Here is a 15,850-nt window from a genome sequence, read left to right as displayed (position 1 = left end):
TTTTTCTGATCAGACCTGTAGCATATCGTCAGTTAGCGCTGGGTGTCACATGAGGCTTGTACTTGTATCTAATCTGTGACGCCTTCTCTTTTTTGAGGGAGAGATGTGAATGCGGCAGCATGATCTGAGCGGTAGTTAGTCGGAATGGATAAAGGATATTTATTTTGCCGAGTCATATAGATCATGTCAGCGGCAGGGCTGTACAGCTTATCTCTGCTATCATCGGGACTAACTGATGATACGCCTTAATAGGCTGTAGGATTGAACTCTCAACGCTTAATCCGCACTCCGCCTTCGTCGATTCCGACCGACATCCGGCAGCCAGCCGACAATCGGGGGGCCGCGATATCCACGCTCGAACACGAACCAGGCGTAATCGACCGTGCCACCTTTCCCCGCCACGGCGCGGTCGCCCGGTGGCATGTTCATGCGCACGCTCGACACCCACAGCCGCGCAAAACAGGTCTGGGGCCACCACGCGCGGCGCTTCTGCCCCGCCAGAAACCCCAGCCGCAGCACGACGCACACGCGATCCCACGTGTGCAGCAGGGCGACCTCGATAAACTCCTGCGCCTGGTTGTAGGGGGGATTGGACACGACGCTGTCGGGGCGGAACTGGCGCAGGCTGTCGCGGAAATCCATCGTCGCGATATCCGGCCTGCGCGGTCGCAGGTCGGTCCCGATGGGGATGACGTCCTCGACGCCCGCCAACTGCGTCGGCACGTTCCCCGCGCCACAGCACGGATCCAGCACCCGGCCGTGCAGGGGGCGTACCGTTGCCTCGGCCGTGATCAGGGCATCCACGGCCCACGGCCCACGGCGGCTCGACATACCAGTCATCGGCAACCCGGTCGTAGCCCGAATGGGCGTTCACGACGCCAGCGCCCGACGCAGTTCCGCGCGCAGGTTTTTCAGGCCGCGCGGATCGCCTGTCTGGGCTGATCCGAAAACCGGTTTCTGCGCTGATGAATGGCAGAACCGCAGGGTGTTGTGCCCGGTGATCGAGTAGGTGTAGCCCAGTGCCTCGGCATACAGGATGACCTCCCGCGCCCCTTTGCGAAACCGCCGTTTCATGCTGCCTGCTCCACCGGGCGATAGGCCGCCAGATACGCGTCCAGTTTCAGGTCCGCCGTCGGACGTCCCAGCCGCGCCGCTTCCTCGGCCCAGCGCCGCCGGGCCTGCCCGTAATCGCGGTTTTCCTCGAAAATCATGGCAAACGCCCGCTGGTCTGCCGCCAGATCGGCGCGGGCCTGCGCCTCCCATGTCCTCATCATCATGGACATGCGTAGGCGATGCCTGTTCGCTATCGGGAGTGCCCGGACCGGCATCCGGCCCGCAAACCGGGATTGCCTCTGTCACTGGTGGCTTGCCGCGCAGGACGTATTCATGAAACCTGTCCGCACGATTGATGATGGCGCCAGTCAGATCGCGATAGGCGCCGAGTTTTCCATATGGCGCCTCGATTGCCGCCTGCAGGCACCACAGCCTGGTCTTTTGTCCGGCATCCATGAAATCATAATCCATGATGTCTCTGTTCCTGTAGCAGTGGGGAAACTGGGGAGCGCACCGGCTCGACCGCATAGGCGGGAGCACGCGGCGCGTATGTCTGTCGCGCGGGCGCACGAGCGCCCTTGCGGGCCGGTCGATTGCCCGACCAGCCCGCTTGGCCCACCATGGTTGTTGCAACACACACCATGGAGGATTCGCTTTGTCCGACGACGTCAAAATGAGCCCGGAAGTCGCCGACCTGATCTTTGTGCTGAACGGCATGATCGAAGCCGCGATGCCGCACCTTTCCAAGGAGGCGCAACTCGATATTGGCAACATGCTGCTCAACCTGAGCACACGCACCAAAGGCACGGACCTGATGAAACACATCGCAGGATCGTTCGGGCATCATTTTCCGAGCCGTTCCTAGCTACCCGATTGATCGATCGGGCGTTTTCTGGCCCTGAAGCTTTTGAAAAGCGCGTTGGAAATGAAATTTGCTTCCAACTGCTCACGGACGGAGCGGTCAGCTTCATAGGGGGCAGGCTCGGGAGTGCCGGGGGCAACCTGATGGATTGCTGCCATCACCCTCTCGATCTCCATATCAAGGTCAGAGCCTGTCGCCCTGCTCTGGGCAATGACAGCAGGGCCATATTCCACGACATCAGCGCAATCGCGCCGTTTGCGCTTCAGCACCGTGACGATGGCCAGCAGGTCTTCGACCAGTTGGTCCCGCTGGACAGGCGCAAGCGGCGGCGTGAAGCTGGAAAACCCGCTAACGCCACCCTGCCCGGACACGGTCTCGCGCACGGATGCCGGAGCTTTCCGCGTGCCTGCAGCCTTTCCGGACCGCCATTCTTCGGCGGTGAGCAGACCCTTTCCCAACCAACCCCGCGTGACCTTCGTCGGATCGACGGGACGGGCAGGCCTGTCCTGCTGCGAAAGACGCAATCTGCTCCGCGCCGTGCGCAGGTTGGCGATTGTGCGGGCGATGATTTGACGTACCGTCATGCTGCCCCCCGACCAGTCATGGCAACACGGGCAATCAGCACCATTGCGAACGCATCGCGGCCCTCGGGCCGCGTATCGAAATACGAGCGGGTCAGCCGTTCGGTCCGTTCCGCCGGAGAATTCGCGGACATGTCGCGGCGGATGCTACGTTCAGCAATCGCCATCGCATCTTGAGCTTGAGTAGTGGAATAATCAGACATGGTAAGAATTGCCCTTGAGTGCCCGTTTTGCTTGGAGAAAAGGACGAATTTTGAAATCGTCGGCATGAGCACCGTTGCGGAAGAGGCCCCAACGCCGCAGGCCGTGCAAACAGGTGCGGCTCAGTGCCTGAATACGCACTGTCGGCGCTTCATTGCTTTTCTGGTCAGGCCACTCTCCCCGCGGGCTTGGGAAACAATGATCAATACTGTCCGTGGAGATGGATCGATTAGTAGTCTGGTTGAGGTCATCGAAACATGTCCCGAACAACCACGCCCGAATATTCCCCGCTACCTTCCGCCAGATGTTCACAGTCTTCTTCTGGAGGCAGAAGAAGTGCGGCTGGCGAAATGTTTTCGCGCGGCCTGTGTGGCCTATCGCACGGCGCTGGATGTGGCGACCAAGGAACTGTGCGCCTCCGGCAGGGCAAAGCGTCTCAAGTTGATTGACCGCATCGATCGGCTTGAGAAGGAACACAAGATCACACCAGCACTGCGGGAATGGGCACATACCGTGCGCACAATCGCCAACGAACCTGCCCATATGCCCACGGTGGTCCCCCGGGAGGATGCCGAAGAAGTTGCCGAGATCACACGCATGATCATGAAATACCTCTTCGAACTTCCTGCTGCGGTCGCCAAGGCGAAGGAAGCCGCTGCGGAAAGAAAGAAGGATGGCTCGAAAGCCATTCCTGCGTTGCCCGCGCCAGATACTGAATGAGATGGCAGACATCATGCTGCCCCCTGCTGTTCAATCTCTAGCGTCGATCCGAACATATCCGGACGTAGATCAGCAGGCGGCCTGCCGACCAAACTCGAAACAATTTGCACACGACGCTTGGGCACGCGCCGCCACTTTGAGACAGCAGCGGTACTGATGCCGCATGCGGCAGCAATTTTGGTGACAGCGCCTCTACGCTGAAAAATTTCTTCGAGGATACGGTCTCGCATGAGTAGATGGTTAGCAATGCTAACGATGCAGCGCAAGAAAATTAAGGATGCAGCGTTAAGATGGCTGGTTAAGCGTTGAGCATGAATGAAAAACCCAAATCCAAACCTAGGCAGCCAGACCCTCGCGCTCTAGCCATTGGGACACGGATACGAACGAAAAGGGAACTTTTGGGGTTCACGGCTGAAGAACTTGGGGGCATGATTGGTGTAACAGGCAATGCCGTAACCCAATATGAGACTGGGCGGGCAACAGCAAAACCCAAGAGATTTGAGGCTCTTGCAATGGCTTTAGGTACGACCACCACGTGGTTGCTGACAGGAAATGAGCCCGATGAACTCGCCCGTGCACAAACTAAAAATGAACTCGAACTCCTTACCTTGCTACGCGAAGTGCCTATGGACCAGCACGCTATTTTGCTCGCTGCCCTAAAAGGGATGGCGGCATCGTTACAGAAAAAATAGGCATCGGGTTAGCATTGCTAACTTTTCCCTTGCCACAGTTTCATTAGCAACGCTAACGTTCCTCCATCGCCACCCGCGATGGAGGTTTTTTCGTGTCAATCGCTATTCTCAATCCCAGAGGCACGAGCGCGCCGCCAGTGCGCCCCGATGCCCTGCAGGCCGCCGTCAACCACCGACAGGCCGCCGCCCACGCATTGCGCAGCATCCTGCCGCAGCAGGCATGCGACGGCATTGTCCTGCTGATGTCCGAACGCCGCGCCATCCGCGCGGCCATGGCCCACCTCGAAAGCATGATCGTCGAGGAGGAAGCACAGCTCGCCCGCCTCGCACAGCATCAGGCCGCCAGCCGCCTGCTCCTGACCGGGCGAGGTGCGGCATGACCAATGCTGTAATTGCCCAGGGCGAGCATGCTATACCGCGCATCAGCAATGGAGGTCCCCATGACGACGCAGCCATCTCAGCCGCAGGAGATCGAGGTCGGGGAAGTCGCGGGGAACGGCTTGCGTCTGTTCCTGGCGAAGGAAGCGCAGCGGCTTGCCGAAATGCGGCAGGCTGCGCAGATGGACCTGTGGAACAAGCATATCACGCGGGCCATTTCCGCCATTGGCTGGGGCATGACGCTGACGGCGGCATTCGTCGCCGCGTCCACGCAGTACCAGTATCGCGCACTTGTCATTCCCGCGGCACTGTCGGCTTTGGCTGCGATAATGGCCTGCATCATCGTATGGCCCCGCAAATGGGGCATCCCCGGCGAATTCGCGGAACAAGTCATGGATATGACCACGGACGGAAAGACGCCCTGCGCGTCGGAGTTGGAGGCGCGAGAGGCGCTTGCCCTACGGATCGATCAGGATCTGACGAAAAACCACAAGGCGATGACCATGTTCGGTTGGGTCACGACCATCGCCTTTGTGCTTCTGGTCATTTCCGTAATCTTCGCCGCCATCTGGGCAGGTCTGATTACCTTACGATAGGCGGCACGATACCGCCCTGTTCGTTCGGCTTTGGTCGCGGGGTCGGGCGCGGTGGCGCTGGTGCTTTTGCCATTGGTTTCCTCATCGAGTCGTTGAACAGCCCGATGATGGAAGGCGGGGGGAAGGCTGACAACAGCCTTCCCCGGCTGCCTGCTGCTCATGCCGTGTGTATGGGAGGTGCGGCATGACCCACGATTTCACGCCCGTGCCCGCCGGTGATCTGATCGCCCGACTGCCGCAGGCTGCTCAGGCTGCCGCGATCAACCTGCATTCCCAGTTCCGGATGTATTTCCTGACGGTCAAGGACTACCGCGCGGCAGGGGCACACGGCATCGCGCGGTCCCACGCCCGCCAGGCTGACGCCCGCATGCGGGATCTGGAGGACCTGGTCATGGGCGCATTCCATGCGGAAGGACCGGAGATCGAGGCCCAGAACTGGGCGCGCCGCAACGAGGGAAAGGTCCGGTCATGAGGCTTGATGATCTGGAAAAGGTTCAGGCCCTGCGTGACATGTTTAAATGCGCCATGAAGGCGTTCGAAGAGGCAGCCGAATTTCCTCATTGCCGTTTTCCTCTTTGGACGCATTTCAGTTCTGGTGGCGTTATCGCTGCATTGCGCGGATCTGACGTCCTGCCCATTCTGGGCAGGCAAGCCGCAGACATCGTGGTTGAGCTGACCGATCTTGGGATCGACATGACTGCGGACATCAGTCCGCACCTGTCCCCGTATATCATCGCCATCAGGCATCCGAAGCAGGAGGCCACGCCATGAGCCCGCTGTCCGACCGGCAGGTCGAACGCCTGCGCGATCACCTGCCGACGACCGAGGAGGTCGCGGCCTACGCCCTGCTGTTCTCCCTGATCTGGGGCGGGCTGGTACTGCTATTTGTGGGGTGCCTGCCATGATCGAAGCACAGCAACTCGACCTCGTCGAATATATCGCGGCCTTGCGCACAGCCCCTGTCGCGACCGCGACGCAGCAGGCAGGCCAGCCATCGCCGCGGCGGGTCCATACGGAACGTCCGGTCAGGAGTGGGGAGGGGACGGCAGCATGACCGGACATCGCGAAAGGAATGACCCGTCCCTGTTCACGGGACTGTCGTTCGGCCGGGAAATCTATGACGTCGAGATCCACGGCACCGGCAACGGACAGTTTGTCGGTTTGGTGAAGGAAGATGGCAGTCCATGCCGGATCGCATTCCGGGGCAGCACCGTGATGCGCGACGGGCGCAGGGTCGCACTGGCGCGCGGGACAATGGCATGGACAGACCAGAGCAATGCAGGAGAAACGTCGTGAAAAGCGCATCACGATTGCCAAACTGGCCACGCGGGATGAGCGAGGAACTCGCCGCGTCCTATGTGGGGGGCATCAGTGTGACGACCCTGCGCAAGGAAGTTGCCGAGGGCCGCGCCCCCAAACCGCATCACATTTCGGGTCGGCGCGTCGTCTGGTTCATCGAAGAACTGGATGCATGGATGGACAGGATCAAAGGGCAGTCAGCGCCCGGTCCGACCCAACCGAAACAGACACAGAATTCATGGGAAGCAGCGGCACAGGCTGCAGGGAAAATCAGTGGCCAACGTCGTTCTGCCTTACGTTAACACCTACCAGTCCCGTCGCAGGAAATATGCCTATTACCGGCGGGACGGAATCAGGCTGCGCATATCGGGCGAAATCGGCAGCCCGGAGTTCTTCCAGTCCTATCAGACGATCCATGAGCGTTTCGAGGCGAATGATGCGCCGCGCCGCAGCATAAGGTCAGGCAGCCTGTGTGAACTGATCGCGCGCTATCGATCATCCCCCGAGTGGGCACAGCTCAAGCCCAGCACCAGGAAGGACTACGAGAAGTTCCTCGGCCCGTTAGAGGATGATTTCGGGAATGCTCTGGTGTCAGAACTTGATCGTCAGGCCGTACGGCTTGTCCGTGACAGGTACGCGTTCCGCCTCGGGAAACAGGACGGCGACGAACCGATACCCAGCCCACGGCGCGCCAATAAGACCGTGACGGTGTTGTCGATTCTCATGGGGTATGCCATGGAAATAGGCATGCGGACGGACAATCCGGCCCTGCGACCCAAGCGGTTGAAGACCGGGCCGGGCTATCGGGCGTGGACGCGCGACGAAATTCAGACATTTCTGCGCGAAAAACCCGAGTTTCGTTTGCCGCTGCTGCTGGCCCTGGGAACAGGGCAGCGCGGCATTGACCAGGTGGCCATGACCTGGGACGCATTTGATGGAGACGTTATTGCGGTCGTGCAGGAAAAAACTGGCGCGCGGGTCTGGATCCCATGCCACCCGGAACTGAAGGCGGTCCTTGAACGGGAATTGACCCTGCGGACGGCCAAAACGATTCTAACGTCCAGTATTGGGAAGCCGTGGGAACTCAGCTCGTTTCAAACCGCTGTCAGTAAGGCAATCCGGTCTGCGGGCCTGCGTGGCGTCGTCTGGCACGGATTGCGCGCGACGGCGGCATCGTGGCTGGCTGAAACGGGGTGCACGGAACGGGAGATCATGTCGATCACAGGACACACGTCTGCCGCATCCGTCAGCGTCTATGTGCGGCACGCAGAGCAGAAGACGAGGGCGGTCAACGCCATTGCAAAGCTGTCCAGTCGCGCGCTTGATGAGAAGCGGCAGGCGAGGGGAGTGACTAGCGTTTTTGATAGGGGGGATAAATCGTGACTAGCATACCACTGCCAGAGGAGGCCGGTTCATGTCGCTAAGTCTTTGGGAAACAATCCTAACGCGGATGGTAGCGGCGGACGGATTTGAACCGCCGACCAAGGGATTATGATTCCCCTGCTCTACCGCTGAGCTACGCCGCCATCGCGTTAGGATGTGTGCGAAATATCCCCACCGAAGGGAGAAGTCAACCCGTTATCGCCATGATTCTCCTGTAAAAGAATTCAGGCCGCAGGGTCGCATTGCCGCTGCGTGCACGATATGCGTGGCATACCCCCGGATATATAAGAGAGAAGCTGAGATTCATTCGTGAAAAACGAATTCATTACCGTACTTACTGACCTAAAAAATCTTTTCGGGTGGTTACCTGGACCCGTCTCCTCCATCCTCATGCTCTGTGCCGCCGGCCTGATGGCGGAACTTTTCAGCCGCTTTTTCACAAAACTCGTCCTGCGAATCCCGGGCCAGAAACGCGGCGCGTTCATCCGCACCTTCACCATGGCCATGCAGCGCCCGGTGCGCATCATGCTGGTCGTGCTGTTTGTCGGCACGGCGCTGCCGGCATCCGGCCTGCCTTATGAAATGATCCAGGCCACGACGCACACGCTGCTGGTGCTGTTCGTGCTGATGCTGGGATATGCCGCGGTCGTCGCCACGCGCATCCTGTCGGAGGCGTACCTCGCCCGGATCAATGACAAGAACGACAAGGATGACATCCTGCTGCGCACGCACATGACGCAGGTGCGCATGCTGCGCCGGACGGCCGACCTGCTGATCGGGCTGCTGACGGTTGGCGCCTCGCTCATGACGTTCGAGCCGGTGCGCCAGTACGGGCTGAGCCTGTTTGCCTCCGCCGGTGCGGCGTCGCTTGTGGTGGGTCTGGCGGCGCGCCCGCTGCTGACCAACCTGTTCGCGGGCATGCAGATCGCCATGACACAGCCCATCCGCATGGAGGATCTGATCATCATCAACGGCGACTGGGCCTGGGTGGAGGAAATCACCTCCACCTATGTCGTGCTGCGGGTGTGGGACTGGCGGCGGCATATCGTGCCGATTTCATACTTCCTTGAAAACACGTTCCAGAACTGGACCCATAATTCCGCGGCCCTGATCGGCGTGGTGTTCCTGTATGTGGACTTCCATGCGCCGATGGACCGCATCCGCGAACGCCTGCGCGAAATCGTGCATGCGGCCCCGCTGTGGGACGGAAAGGTATTCGACGTGCAGGTCGCGGACTGCAATGCGCAGGTCATGACCATCCGCGTCATAGCCAGCGCGCGCTCCGCGATGCAAAGCTGGGACCTGCGGTGCGAAATACGTGAACAGATCATCGCCTTCCTGCGCGATGAATGCCCCGAGGCCCTGCCGCGCGAACGCCTGGCCTATGTCACCTCGGCCTCGGGGCAGGGGGGCATGCATGAGGGCATGATGCTCTCCCCCCCGATCGACCGGCCGCCCCCGGGGGCCTATCACGGGCCGGGGCAGGGCGGAACATCCGCCCCCGGCACACAGGGGCAGGGTCAGGGAGCGCCCCAATAAGCCGCCGGACGGGACGGGAAATGGTGCGGGTAATCGCCCAGCAGCCCGCATATGAGGGGTTCCAGACACCGTGCGATCCGCGCCTGCGCCATGGCGATCGGATGCAGCGGCAGGGCAGGCGGCGACAAAAGCGGATCCATGAACAGGTCCGCATCAACCCTGCCATCCGTTTGCAGGCACCCGGCAAGGTCAACGTAATGCAGCCACCGCCCACGCACGGCGGCAAAGGCACGCAACATCCGGTTCAGCGTAAGTGTCTGCGATGTGACCCATGCGGAGCGTAGCGAGGGCAGGATACCGGGCAGGAGGATGGCGCTGTCGGGGAAGGTGCGGTGTATGCGTTCGACAATGCGGCGGATTCCGCCTGCGGCCTGTCCTGCGCATTGCCGGAGATGCCCGAGGTTGTTGACCCCGATCAGCACGACAAAAACGCGCGGGGCCCGGCGGAATTCCAGTTCGCCATGTTCCATGCGCCACAGGAGGTTTCGCGTGTCATCCCCACGAAACCCGAGGTTGAGCGCCCGGCGGTCGCCATAATATGCCTGCCACACCGGGGCAAAGTCCTGCCATGCCGGTGGCCCCCGGCGTTCCCAGTTATGGGTGATGGAATCCCCGAACCAGACCAGATCACTGATGTCATGGCGGATATGACGCTGCTTGTGCCAAAACCGTTCCCGCCACCACGCGACCTCCATGCGCGGGACGGCACGAATGGCCGGGTTGACGTCATGCTCCTGCAATATCGGCACGCCCCTTCCTCAGCCCAGATAGATGAACGAAAAGACCCCCATGGCGATACAGTAATAGCCAAAAGGCTGCAGCGCCCATTTTTCATGGTCATGGAAATACCGCATCAGGATGGCGGTACTGAACAGCGCGACAATGGCGGCCACGACCGCCGCAATACCGGCTGTTTCCAGTTGTCCGGGTTCCAGCGTGACATGCCGCATCTCGAACGCTTCCTTGACCGTGGCCATCAGGATGACCGGCTGCGCCATCAGGAACGAAAAACGCGCCGCATTTTCATGCGACAGCCGACTGAGCAGGCCGCCGACGATACAGGCGCCGGACCGGGAAATGCCGGGGAAGAATGCAAGGCACTGGCACAGGCCGATCATGACGGCTTCCCCCATGCCCAGAGAGGCGATGGGGCGGCCCAGCACGCTGTCGGTCCCGCGCCCCTTGATACGTTCCGTCAACAGCAGCATCGCACCATTCAGCGTCAGGAAAATCGCCGCATAGCGCGCGGTACCGAACAGGTGGCGGATCATGTGTTCAAACAGGCCCCCGACGATCACCGCCGGCACGGTCGCAACACCGAGCAGGATGAAGATGCGCACGCTTTCGATCTGCCGCTGCACACCATCGCGCCCCGACGCCCCCGACAGCAGGGCACGCCAGTCCCCCCAGAAAAACAGCAGCAGGGCAGTGGCGGTTCCCAGATGCAGCATGACCAGAAACGGCAGGAACATGTCCCCATGCAGGTCCACCGACCAGTGCAGGAGTGCGGGCACGATGGCGGCATGCCCAAGGCTGCTGACAGGGAACAGTTCGGTCGCCCCCTGGATGATTGCAATGATGATTGCCTGCAGGAGTGTCATTGTCGGGATATCCGTGGCGAATTAGACTGGTACAACGTCTGGGTGCGATGGCCGGTGCCATCGCCGCGATACATAAATGGGCAAAGGACCGTCATGGCAAGGGAAAGAAGCGGCGCGATCATTTCCAGCGGCCTGGTGCTGCTGGTGGCTGCGGGGTTCTGTGCCTATGCCCGCGCCTCCCAGATGGGGCCGGATACGGCAGGGCGCCCGCTGACGGCGCGGTTCATTTCCGCAAACGGGCTCAAGGTGGGCGCGGATGTCGAACTGGGCGGGGTCTCGGTCGGGCGCGTCACCTCCATCACACTGGATCCCACCACCTATATGGCGAATGTGGGCTTCACCGTGGATCGTGCCGTCAACCTTCCTGCGAATACAAGCCTTTCCATCGGCAGTCCGTCACTGACGGCCGACATGGCGCTGATGGTGCGCGCGGGCGACAGCACGACAGCGCTGGCCCCCAACGCCGTCATTACCGACACCCATGAACCTGTCAGCCTGGAACAGCAGGTCAGCAATTACATCTTTGGCAATGGCGGGCTGCCTTCCGATCCTTCATGACCCCTCCGCGAACGGGAATCATGAGGAAGCGTCACGCAATAGTGCTTCGTTGAAAAGGCAGCCCCGCCGGAAGGCCGTTCAGTCGTTCATGGGATAGGACGACAGCAGCCTGCGCTGACGCAGCCAGCAGCGCAGCATGGTCATCGCGCCACTGGGCTTCCATCCCGCGCTGCGTTTCTTCGCACCGATGCGGAATGTTTCACGATAATGCATGAACTGCGCGGCATAGGCTTCACGCAGGGTCGTGCGCGAATCCCAGATATGGGTGGCTTCGGAACCCACGCCATTGATCTCGATGATCTCGAATTTCTCCCCCCGCAGCAGCGAGGCTGCGGATTCGGCCTTCACGTCGATACGCCCGAAATGGAAATCGGGAATATCGTGCATGATCCCGTCGATCCGCGCTTCGAGTTCGGGCGTCACATCGGCCGTGCAGTTATGGAAAATCGCCCCCTTGCAATGATTGCCGGTAAAGACGAGGGGCAGGGTCTCGCCCGCGGCAGGCACCTGTGCCAGACGTTCACGCAGGCGCGGGACATAGATCTGGGGCACCAGGCGGGTGCGCGGGTCCGCATGCAGCAGTTCCTCCACCGTGGAGCGCCCGTCGCCGACAAGGACCGGCACCTCCTTGTAAGTCATGGAGGTGATGCGTCCATGCGCCTCGTCAGGGTGGCGGATATAGAAAATCCCGACTTCGTATGAATAGGGGATGAGGCGCTGCAGCATCAGCGAGACACGGCGCGGGAATGCGGCCAGCGCCTGCGTCAGCGCCGCGGCATCGCCCACCAGCTTGACCCCGGTGCCGTTGCAGCCGATGTCGGGCTTGAGCACCACGGGAAAGGACAGGCCCGCATGTTCCATCGCCTGCAGGGCGCGGGCGGTGTCGTTGCGCCCGGTTTCCACCATTGTATAGGGCGCGATCCAGCGGCGCGCGGTCTCTCCCGCCATGTTGAGGATCGAACTCTTGCTCTCCCCGCACAGGCCGCCGGTCTCGATACGCGGGTTGGCGGCGGTGGGCAGGCTGACGTCGCGATAGCGCAGGCCCATGATGATCCAGTACATCACCACCGGGGTATAGAAGATCCACCCCGGCCAGAATTCGAACATGGACAGGGGGGAGGGCGCCTTTTCAGGACGGGCGGGAGCGGAGAGGGTGGACATGTCGGTCATCGGGATTGGCCTTGCAATCGGGCAATGGTACGGCTGATGAGGAAGATGGTCACGATGAATCCCGCCAGCCCCAGCCATTTCCAGGTCCCCAGGTGGGAAATCAGGAACTGTCCGACACGCAGGGAAACGGCGAACAGCAGCGTCGTCCAGATCAGTGTCGCCAGCACGGCGGCGACACAGAACAGGCCGAGACGCGCACGGAAGAAACCACAGGCGGTATAGAGCGGCAGGCGCGCGCCGGGGATGAACCTGCTGATGAAGACGATGCGAAAGACGTTGCGGTCGAACCAGTGGCCTTCATGCTCCACATTCGGCAGCGTGACCCACCGGCGCGCAGGCGGCCAGCACGCGGCAAGATAGCCAAGCCCGTAAAGCCCGATATCCCCCACCACGATGCCGATATACAGCGCCACCAGCGCCACCGGCAGATCGACATGTCCCGTCTGCACCTGCATGGCGGTCACGATTGTCGCCGCGTCCTCCAGAATGAACGTGCCTACGATGATGGCCAGCCCCTGCAACAGGGGGGAGGCACCTGCCGCGGCAAGGATGGAAGTCAGGGATAAGGACATCTCCGGCCCGCTAACGCACGCATGACAGGAAAAGGGGGGGGAGTGTGACCAATAACTGACAAGCCTCTTTCAACTCATGCGCGATGCGGGCCATGCACGCCACGGAAACGACATGACGCGGCATATCGCAGGCGACAGACGGCAGGCAGGGCAATACCGCCCCCTGCGCGGCCCCCGCGCGTCCCCGCAACAACGGCCCCTGCATATAACCGTGCCGTGGCGACCTTGTTGCATGCTTCGACGATACGGACAAACCCGAAGTTGTTATCCGATTGTGTCCCCCCGCCACAGCGCACGGCAGAAACAGTCCCCAATGGGGCGTCGAGGATTGAAACCACCCCGCCTCCGTGGCAGAGCATCACAATGCTTGTACGTCGCGCATTCCTGCTGTCCGCCGCCACCCTGTCCACCGGGGCCATGACATCCGTCCTGCGTCCACGCAGCGCCCGCGCGCGTGCACAGGACTATGCCACGTTCGTCGCGGGCGTGCGCGAGGATGCGATTCGGCAGGGGATTGATGCCGGGATCCTCCAGCGGGCCCTGAACCTGTCCACCCCCAATGCGCAGGTCATCAGGCTGGACCGCACGCAGCCGGAATTCCACCTGACCTGGGCCCAGTACCGCCAGCGCGTCATTACCGCGCGCAAGATATCGGACGGTCGCACGGCCGTCATGGCGCAGCGCGCGCTGCTGGACCAGGCGCTGACACGCTACAACGTGGCGCAGGCGGCCATCGCGGGCATATGGGGGCTGGAATCCGGCTATGGCGCGCATATGGGCACGTTTGGCGTCATCGATGCGCTGTGCACGCTGGCCTATGACGGGCGACGGGCCAAATTCTTTCACGACGAACTCATGAAGGCGCTGCGCATCCTCGGGATGGGGGATATCGCGCCCGAACAGATGATCGGCAGTTACGCGGGCGCCATGGGACAGCCGCAGTTCATGCCCAGCGCCTACCTGCGCTATGCCGTGGACATGGATGGCGACGGGCGGCGTGACATCTGGCATTCCACCGCCGATGTCTTCGGCTCCATCGCCAGCTACCTTTCGCAGTCGGGATGGGTCAGCGACGAACCATGGGGACAGCAGGTCACGGTGCCCGACACGCTGCCCCAGTCCATGCTGGGCCGTGCGCAGAGCAGGACATTGCAGGAATGGATGAACGCCGGGGTGCGGCAGGTCGATGGCAGCGCATTCCCCCGCACGGACATGCGTGGCGCGATCCTGCGCCCCGATGGGGTGGGGGGCGAATCCTTCATGGTCTATCGTAATTTTAACGCAATCCGCCGCTACAATCCGTCGGATTTCTATGCACTGGCCGTAGGGCTTCTGGGTAACGAGATTACATGACATCAGGACACGCACCGCTTCGCACAGACATGCTTCGGGCCGCCGCGCCGGGCCGTAATCCCACACGTCGCGCGATCCTGTCGGGCGCGGCCAGCGCGCTTGCGCTGCTGCCTGCGGGACGGGCACTGGCCGCGCGCAGGCACCGCCCCGCGCCGGCCGGGGCAGCCCCCGCGAACGCGGGTGCGGATGCGTCCGCCGTACCCGCGTCCCCCGCCAACAGCCTGATCGGGCCGGTCGATACGCCCGCGCGATGGGCATGCATCGTGGATTACACCACCGGGGCGGTACTGCTGGAAAAGGCAGCTGATGAACGCATGCCGCCGTCATCGCTGACGAAGATGATGACGGCCTATGTCGTTTTCGGGATGCTGCGTGCGGGACGGCTGAAACTCGACCAGTCCCTGCCGGTCAGTGAAAAGGCATGGCGGATGCAGGGGTCGAAGATGTTCGTCCCCCTGCAGGGGGAGGTACTGGTTTCCGACCTGATCCAGGGAATGGTGATCCAGTCGGGCAATGATGCGTGCATCGTCCTTGCCGAAGGGGTGGCCGGTTCGGAATCCCAGTTCGTTTCCCTGATGAACGCACAGGCGGCGCAGCTTGGCATGGCCAACTCGCATTTCATGAACGCGACTGGCTGGCCCGCCGACGGGCATTACATGTCCGCGCGCGACGTCACCACCATCGCCATGCACCTGATTCACGATTTCCCCGAATATTACCATTTCTTTGCGGAAAAAGGGTTTCGCTATAACAAGATTTCGCAGGAAAACCGCAACGCGCTGGTGGTCAAGGGCATTGCCGACGGGCTGAAGACCGGCCACACGGACGCGGGCGGATACGGCCTGTGCGCCAGTTCGGAACGCAACGGGAACCGGATCGTCATGGCCATCAACGGCCTGCCATCCAGCAACGCCCGCGCGTTCGAGGGGGAGCGGTTGCTGGAATGGGGCTTCGTCAATTTCGAGAACGCCACGCTGACGCATAACGGCGCGGTCATCGACAACGCCCCGGTCTGGCTGGGCCATGCCCCGACCGTGCCGCTGGTGGTCACGCGCGACGTGCTGCTGACGCTGCCGCACGGATGGCAGAACCGCGTGCATGTCGTACTGGATTACAAAAGCCCGGTACCCGCGCCAATCGTGACGGGGCAGCCACTGGGGCAGCTTGTGATCTCGAACACCGGACTGGCCGACATCACGGTGCCGCTGGTGGCGGGCGCCGACGTGGCGCGGCTTGGCCTGTTCGGCCGGGCCTCCGCCGTGCTGGGACAGAAGCTGGGGCATCACTGAACC

The 15,850-nt window shown here is 61.6% G+C and carries 25 protein-coding genes and 1 tRNA gene; 16 read left to right on the top strand and 10 right to left on the bottom strand.

The window, feature by feature from the left end:
* Positions 1–276: 276 nt before the first annotated feature.
* Genes HNH97_RS13140 through HNH97_RS13130 form a run of 3 tightly spaced genes read right to left on the bottom strand, consistent with a single transcriptional unit; the run spans position 277 to position 1,283 of the window.
* Positions 277–840: a TRM11 family methyltransferase gene (locus HNH97_RS13140; RefSeq protein ID WP_171791179.1), complete on the bottom strand. Its 564-nt coding sequence runs from the start codon at positions 838–840 to the stop codon at positions 277–279.
* A gap of 30 nt (positions 841–870) precedes the next feature.
* Positions 871–1,074, bottom strand: coding sequence for a hypothetical protein (locus HNH97_RS13135; RefSeq protein ID WP_171791178.1), 204 nt, complete (start codon positions 1,072–1,074; stop codon positions 871–873).
* Complete coding sequence (locus HNH97_RS13130) at positions 1,071–1,283, bottom strand: hypothetical protein (RefSeq protein WP_171791177.1); 213 nt, start codon at positions 1,281–1,283, stop codon at positions 1,071–1,073. The genes HNH97_RS13135 and HNH97_RS13130 overlap by 4 nt, the downstream gene beginning before the upstream one ends.
* A gap of 425 nt (positions 1,284–1,708) precedes the next feature.
* Between HNH97_RS13130 and HNH97_RS13125 the strand changes: the two genes are divergently transcribed.
* On the top strand, positions 1,709–1,918 hold the full coding sequence (locus HNH97_RS13125) for a hypothetical protein (protein ID WP_171791176.1): 210 nt from the start codon (positions 1,709–1,711) through the stop codon (positions 1,916–1,918).
* Here the strand turns inward: HNH97_RS13125 and HNH97_RS13120 are convergent.
* Both HNH97_RS13120 and HNH97_RS13115 read right to left on the bottom strand, forming a co-directional pair.
* Positions 1,915–2,499, bottom strand: coding sequence for a hypothetical protein (locus HNH97_RS13120; RefSeq protein WP_171791175.1), 585 nt, complete (start codon positions 2,497–2,499; stop codon positions 1,915–1,917). The genes HNH97_RS13125 and HNH97_RS13120 overlap by 4 nt on opposite strands.
* Entirely contained in the window at positions 2,496–2,699 is a 204-nt protein-coding gene (locus tag HNH97_RS13115; RefSeq protein ID WP_171791174.1) for a hypothetical protein, read from the bottom strand. Before HNH97_RS13115 ends, HNH97_RS13120 begins: the two co-directional genes overlap by 4 nt.
* Here HNH97_RS13115 and HNH97_RS13110 point away from each other — a divergent pair.
* From HNH97_RS13110 to HNH97_RS13060, 11 genes are all read left to right on the top strand, one after another.
* Entirely contained in the window at positions 2,698–3,417 is a 720-nt protein-coding gene (locus tag HNH97_RS13110) for a DUF4145 domain-containing protein (protein WP_171791173.1), read from the top strand. The two genes, HNH97_RS13115 and HNH97_RS13110, sit on opposite strands and share 2 nt — an antisense overlap.
* A 311-nt stretch (positions 3,418–3,728) precedes the next feature.
* Positions 3,729–4,109 (top strand): helix-turn-helix domain-containing protein, encoded by a 381-nt coding sequence (locus tag HNH97_RS13105; RefSeq protein WP_110912848.1) that lies wholly within the window; start codon positions 3,729–3,731, stop codon positions 4,107–4,109.
* A gap of 92 nt (positions 4,110–4,201) precedes the next feature.
* Positions 4,202–4,489 (top strand): hypothetical protein, encoded by a 288-nt coding sequence (locus HNH97_RS13100; RefSeq protein ID WP_171791172.1) that lies wholly within the window; start codon positions 4,202–4,204, stop codon positions 4,487–4,489.
* Positions 4,490–4,549: 60 nt separating this feature from the next.
* On the top strand, positions 4,550–5,083 hold the full coding sequence (locus HNH97_RS13095) for a hypothetical protein (RefSeq protein ID WP_171791171.1): 534 nt from the start codon (positions 4,550–4,552) through the stop codon (positions 5,081–5,083).
* Positions 5,084–5,267: 184 nt separating this feature from the next.
* Positions 5,268–5,555: a hypothetical protein gene (locus HNH97_RS13090; RefSeq protein WP_171791170.1), complete on the top strand. Its 288-nt coding sequence runs from the start codon at positions 5,268–5,270 to the stop codon at positions 5,553–5,555.
* Positions 5,552–5,854, top strand: coding sequence for a hypothetical protein (locus HNH97_RS13085; RefSeq protein WP_171791169.1), 303 nt, complete (start codon positions 5,552–5,554; stop codon positions 5,852–5,854). The genes HNH97_RS13090 and HNH97_RS13085 overlap by 4 nt, the downstream gene beginning before the upstream one ends.
* Positions 5,851–5,988 (top strand): hypothetical protein, encoded by a 138-nt coding sequence (locus tag HNH97_RS13080; RefSeq protein ID WP_171791168.1) that lies wholly within the window; start codon positions 5,851–5,853, stop codon positions 5,986–5,988. The genes HNH97_RS13085 and HNH97_RS13080 overlap by 4 nt, the downstream gene beginning before the upstream one ends.
* A complete protein-coding gene (locus HNH97_RS13075; RefSeq protein ID WP_171791167.1) occupies positions 5,985–6,137 on the top strand; it encodes a hypothetical protein in 153 nt (50 codons plus the stop codon). Before HNH97_RS13080 ends, HNH97_RS13075 begins: the two co-directional genes overlap by 4 nt.
* Positions 6,134–6,379 carry a hypothetical protein gene (locus HNH97_RS13070; RefSeq protein WP_171791166.1) on the top strand — a complete coding sequence of 82 codons (246 nt, stop codon included), beginning with the start codon at positions 6,134–6,136 and terminating at the stop codon, positions 6,377–6,379. The genes HNH97_RS13075 and HNH97_RS13070 overlap by 4 nt, the downstream gene beginning before the upstream one ends.
* Positions 6,380–6,414: 35 nt before the next feature.
* Positions 6,415–6,684: a helix-turn-helix transcriptional regulator gene (locus HNH97_RS17980; protein ID WP_244949439.1), complete on the top strand. Its 270-nt coding sequence runs from the start codon at positions 6,415–6,417 to the stop codon at positions 6,682–6,684.
* On the top strand, positions 6,656–7,765 hold the full coding sequence (locus HNH97_RS13060; RefSeq protein WP_171791164.1) for a tyrosine-type recombinase/integrase: 1,110 nt from the start codon (positions 6,656–6,658) through the stop codon (positions 7,763–7,765). The genes HNH97_RS17980 and HNH97_RS13060 overlap by 29 nt, the downstream gene beginning before the upstream one ends.
* Positions 7,766–7,833: 68 nt before the next feature.
* Here HNH97_RS13060 and HNH97_RS13055 read toward each other — a convergent pair.
* A tRNA-Met gene (locus HNH97_RS13055) sits at positions 7,834–7,908 on the bottom strand.
* Positions 7,909–8,074: 166 nt separating this feature from the next.
* On the opposite strand from HNH97_RS13055, the gene HNH97_RS13050 reads away from it, so the two are divergent.
* The gene (locus tag HNH97_RS13050; protein ID WP_110912568.1) at positions 8,075–9,304 is read left to right on the top strand and encodes a mechanosensitive ion channel family protein; all 1,230 of its coding nucleotides are present in this window, start codon (positions 8,075–8,077) and stop codon (positions 9,302–9,304) included.
* Here HNH97_RS13050 and HNH97_RS13045 read toward each other — a convergent pair.
* Positions 9,286–10,053, bottom strand: coding sequence for a GDSL-type esterase/lipase family protein (locus HNH97_RS13045; protein ID WP_265176117.1), 768 nt, complete (start codon positions 10,051–10,053; stop codon positions 9,286–9,288). The two genes, HNH97_RS13050 and HNH97_RS13045, sit on opposite strands and share 19 nt — an antisense overlap.
* A 9-nt stretch (positions 10,054–10,062) precedes the next feature.
* Complete coding sequence (locus HNH97_RS13040; RefSeq protein WP_110912566.1) at positions 10,063–10,905, bottom strand: undecaprenyl-diphosphate phosphatase; 843 nt, start codon at positions 10,903–10,905, stop codon at positions 10,063–10,065.
* 93 nt (positions 10,906–10,998) lie between these two features.
* Between HNH97_RS13040 and HNH97_RS13035 the strand changes: the two genes are divergently transcribed.
* Positions 10,999–11,463, top strand: coding sequence for an MlaD family protein (locus tag HNH97_RS13035; protein WP_110912565.1), 465 nt, complete (start codon positions 10,999–11,001; stop codon positions 11,461–11,463).
* 78 nt (positions 11,464–11,541) lie between these two features.
* Here the strand turns inward: HNH97_RS13035 and HNH97_RS13030 are convergent, their stop codons facing one another.
* Together HNH97_RS13030 and HNH97_RS13025 are read right to left on the bottom strand one after the other, a co-directional pair.
* Complete coding sequence (locus HNH97_RS13030) at positions 11,542–12,633, bottom strand: ATP-grasp domain-containing protein (protein WP_110912564.1); 1,092 nt, start codon at positions 12,631–12,633, stop codon at positions 11,542–11,544.
* Complete coding sequence (locus tag HNH97_RS13025) at positions 12,630–13,205, bottom strand: DedA family protein (protein WP_110912563.1); 576 nt, start codon at positions 13,203–13,205, stop codon at positions 12,630–12,632. Before HNH97_RS13025 ends, HNH97_RS13030 begins: the two co-directional genes overlap by 4 nt.
* Positions 13,206–13,568: 363 nt before the next feature.
* Between HNH97_RS13025 and HNH97_RS13020 the strand changes: the two genes are divergently transcribed.
* Positions 13,569–14,558, top strand: coding sequence for a lytic murein transglycosylase (locus HNH97_RS13020; RefSeq protein ID WP_171791163.1), 990 nt, complete (start codon positions 13,569–13,571; stop codon positions 14,556–14,558).
* Between the two features lie 29 nt (positions 14,559–14,587).
* The gene (locus HNH97_RS13015; RefSeq protein WP_233043057.1) at positions 14,588–15,847 is read left to right on the top strand and encodes a D-alanyl-D-alanine carboxypeptidase family protein; all 1,260 of its coding nucleotides are present in this window, start codon (positions 14,588–14,590) and stop codon (positions 15,845–15,847) included.
* Positions 15,848–15,850 lie beyond the last annotated feature (3 nt).

Origin of the sequence: Gluconacetobacter entanii (genome assembly GCF_013155425.1) — a bacterium.
Lineage (GTDB): Bacteria > Pseudomonadota > Alphaproteobacteria > Acetobacterales > Acetobacteraceae > Novacetimonas > Novacetimonas entanii.
The sequence above is the reverse complement of the archived record's forward strand: the minus strand, read 5'-3'. Positions and strand labels throughout refer to the sequence as shown.

What these genes read in the sequence shown, in the direction of transcription:
- HNH97_RS13120 (WP_171791175.1), bottom strand. Translation starts at nt 2,499, where the DNA reads ATGACGGTACGTCAAATCATCGCCCGCACAATCGCCAACCTGCGCACG.
- HNH97_RS13075 (WP_171791167.1), top strand. Translation starts at nt 5,985, where the DNA reads ATGATCGAAGCACAGCAACTCGACCTCGTCGAATATATCGCGGCCTTG.
- HNH97_RS13090 (WP_171791170.1), top strand. Translation starts at nt 5,268, where the DNA reads ATGACCCACGATTTCACGCCCGTGCCCGCCGGTGATCTGATCGCCCGA.
- HNH97_RS13015 (WP_233043057.1), top strand. Translation starts at nt 14,588, where the DNA reads ATGCTTCGGGCCGCCGCGCCGGGCCGTAATCCCACACGTCGCGCGATC.
- HNH97_RS13110 (WP_171791173.1), top strand. Translation starts at nt 2,698, where the DNA reads ATGGTAAGAATTGCCCTTGAGTGCCCGTTTTGCTTGGAGAAAAGGACG.
- HNH97_RS13025 (WP_110912563.1), bottom strand. Translation starts at nt 13,205, where the DNA reads ATGTCCTTATCCCTGACTTCCATCCTTGCCGCGGCAGGTGCCTCCCCC.
- HNH97_RS13135 (WP_171791178.1), bottom strand. Translation starts at nt 1,074, where the DNA reads ATGAAACGGCGGTTTCGCAAAGGGGCGCGGGAGGTCATCCTGTATGCC.
- HNH97_RS13035 (WP_110912565.1), top strand. Translation starts at nt 10,999, where the DNA reads ATGGCAAGGGAAAGAAGCGGCGCGATCATTTCCAGCGGCCTGGTGCTG.
- HNH97_RS17980 (WP_244949439.1), top strand. Translation starts at nt 6,415, where the DNA reads ATGAGCGAGGAACTCGCCGCGTCCTATGTGGGGGGCATCAGTGTGACG.
- HNH97_RS13020 (WP_171791163.1), top strand. Translation starts at nt 13,569, where the DNA reads ATGCTTGTACGTCGCGCATTCCTGCTGTCCGCCGCCACCCTGTCCACC.
- HNH97_RS13140 (WP_171791179.1), bottom strand. Translation starts at nt 840, where the DNA reads ATGACTGGTATGTCGAGCCGCCGTGGGCCGTGGGCCGTGGATGCCCTG.
- HNH97_RS13115 (WP_171791174.1), bottom strand. Translation starts at nt 2,699, where the DNA reads ATGTCTGATTATTCCACTACTCAAGCTCAAGATGCGATGGCGATTGCT.
- HNH97_RS13070 (WP_171791166.1), top strand. Translation starts at nt 6,134, where the DNA reads ATGACCGGACATCGCGAAAGGAATGACCCGTCCCTGTTCACGGGACTG.
- HNH97_RS13080 (WP_171791168.1), top strand. Translation starts at nt 5,851, where the DNA reads ATGAGCCCGCTGTCCGACCGGCAGGTCGAACGCCTGCGCGATCACCTG.
- HNH97_RS13130 (WP_171791177.1), bottom strand. Translation starts at nt 1,283, where the DNA reads ATGTCCATGATGATGAGGACATGGGAGGCGCAGGCCCGCGCCGATCTG.
- HNH97_RS13105 (WP_110912848.1), top strand. Translation starts at nt 3,729, where the DNA reads ATGAATGAAAAACCCAAATCCAAACCTAGGCAGCCAGACCCTCGCGCT.
- HNH97_RS13085 (WP_171791169.1), top strand. Translation starts at nt 5,552, where the DNA reads ATGAGGCTTGATGATCTGGAAAAGGTTCAGGCCCTGCGTGACATGTTT.
- HNH97_RS13095 (WP_171791171.1), top strand. Translation starts at nt 4,550, where the DNA reads ATGACGACGCAGCCATCTCAGCCGCAGGAGATCGAGGTCGGGGAAGTC.
- HNH97_RS13040 (WP_110912566.1), bottom strand. Translation starts at nt 10,905, where the DNA reads ATGACACTCCTGCAGGCAATCATCATTGCAATCATCCAGGGGGCGACC.
- HNH97_RS13030 (WP_110912564.1), bottom strand. Translation starts at nt 12,633, where the DNA reads ATGACCGACATGTCCACCCTCTCCGCTCCCGCCCGTCCTGAAAAGGCG.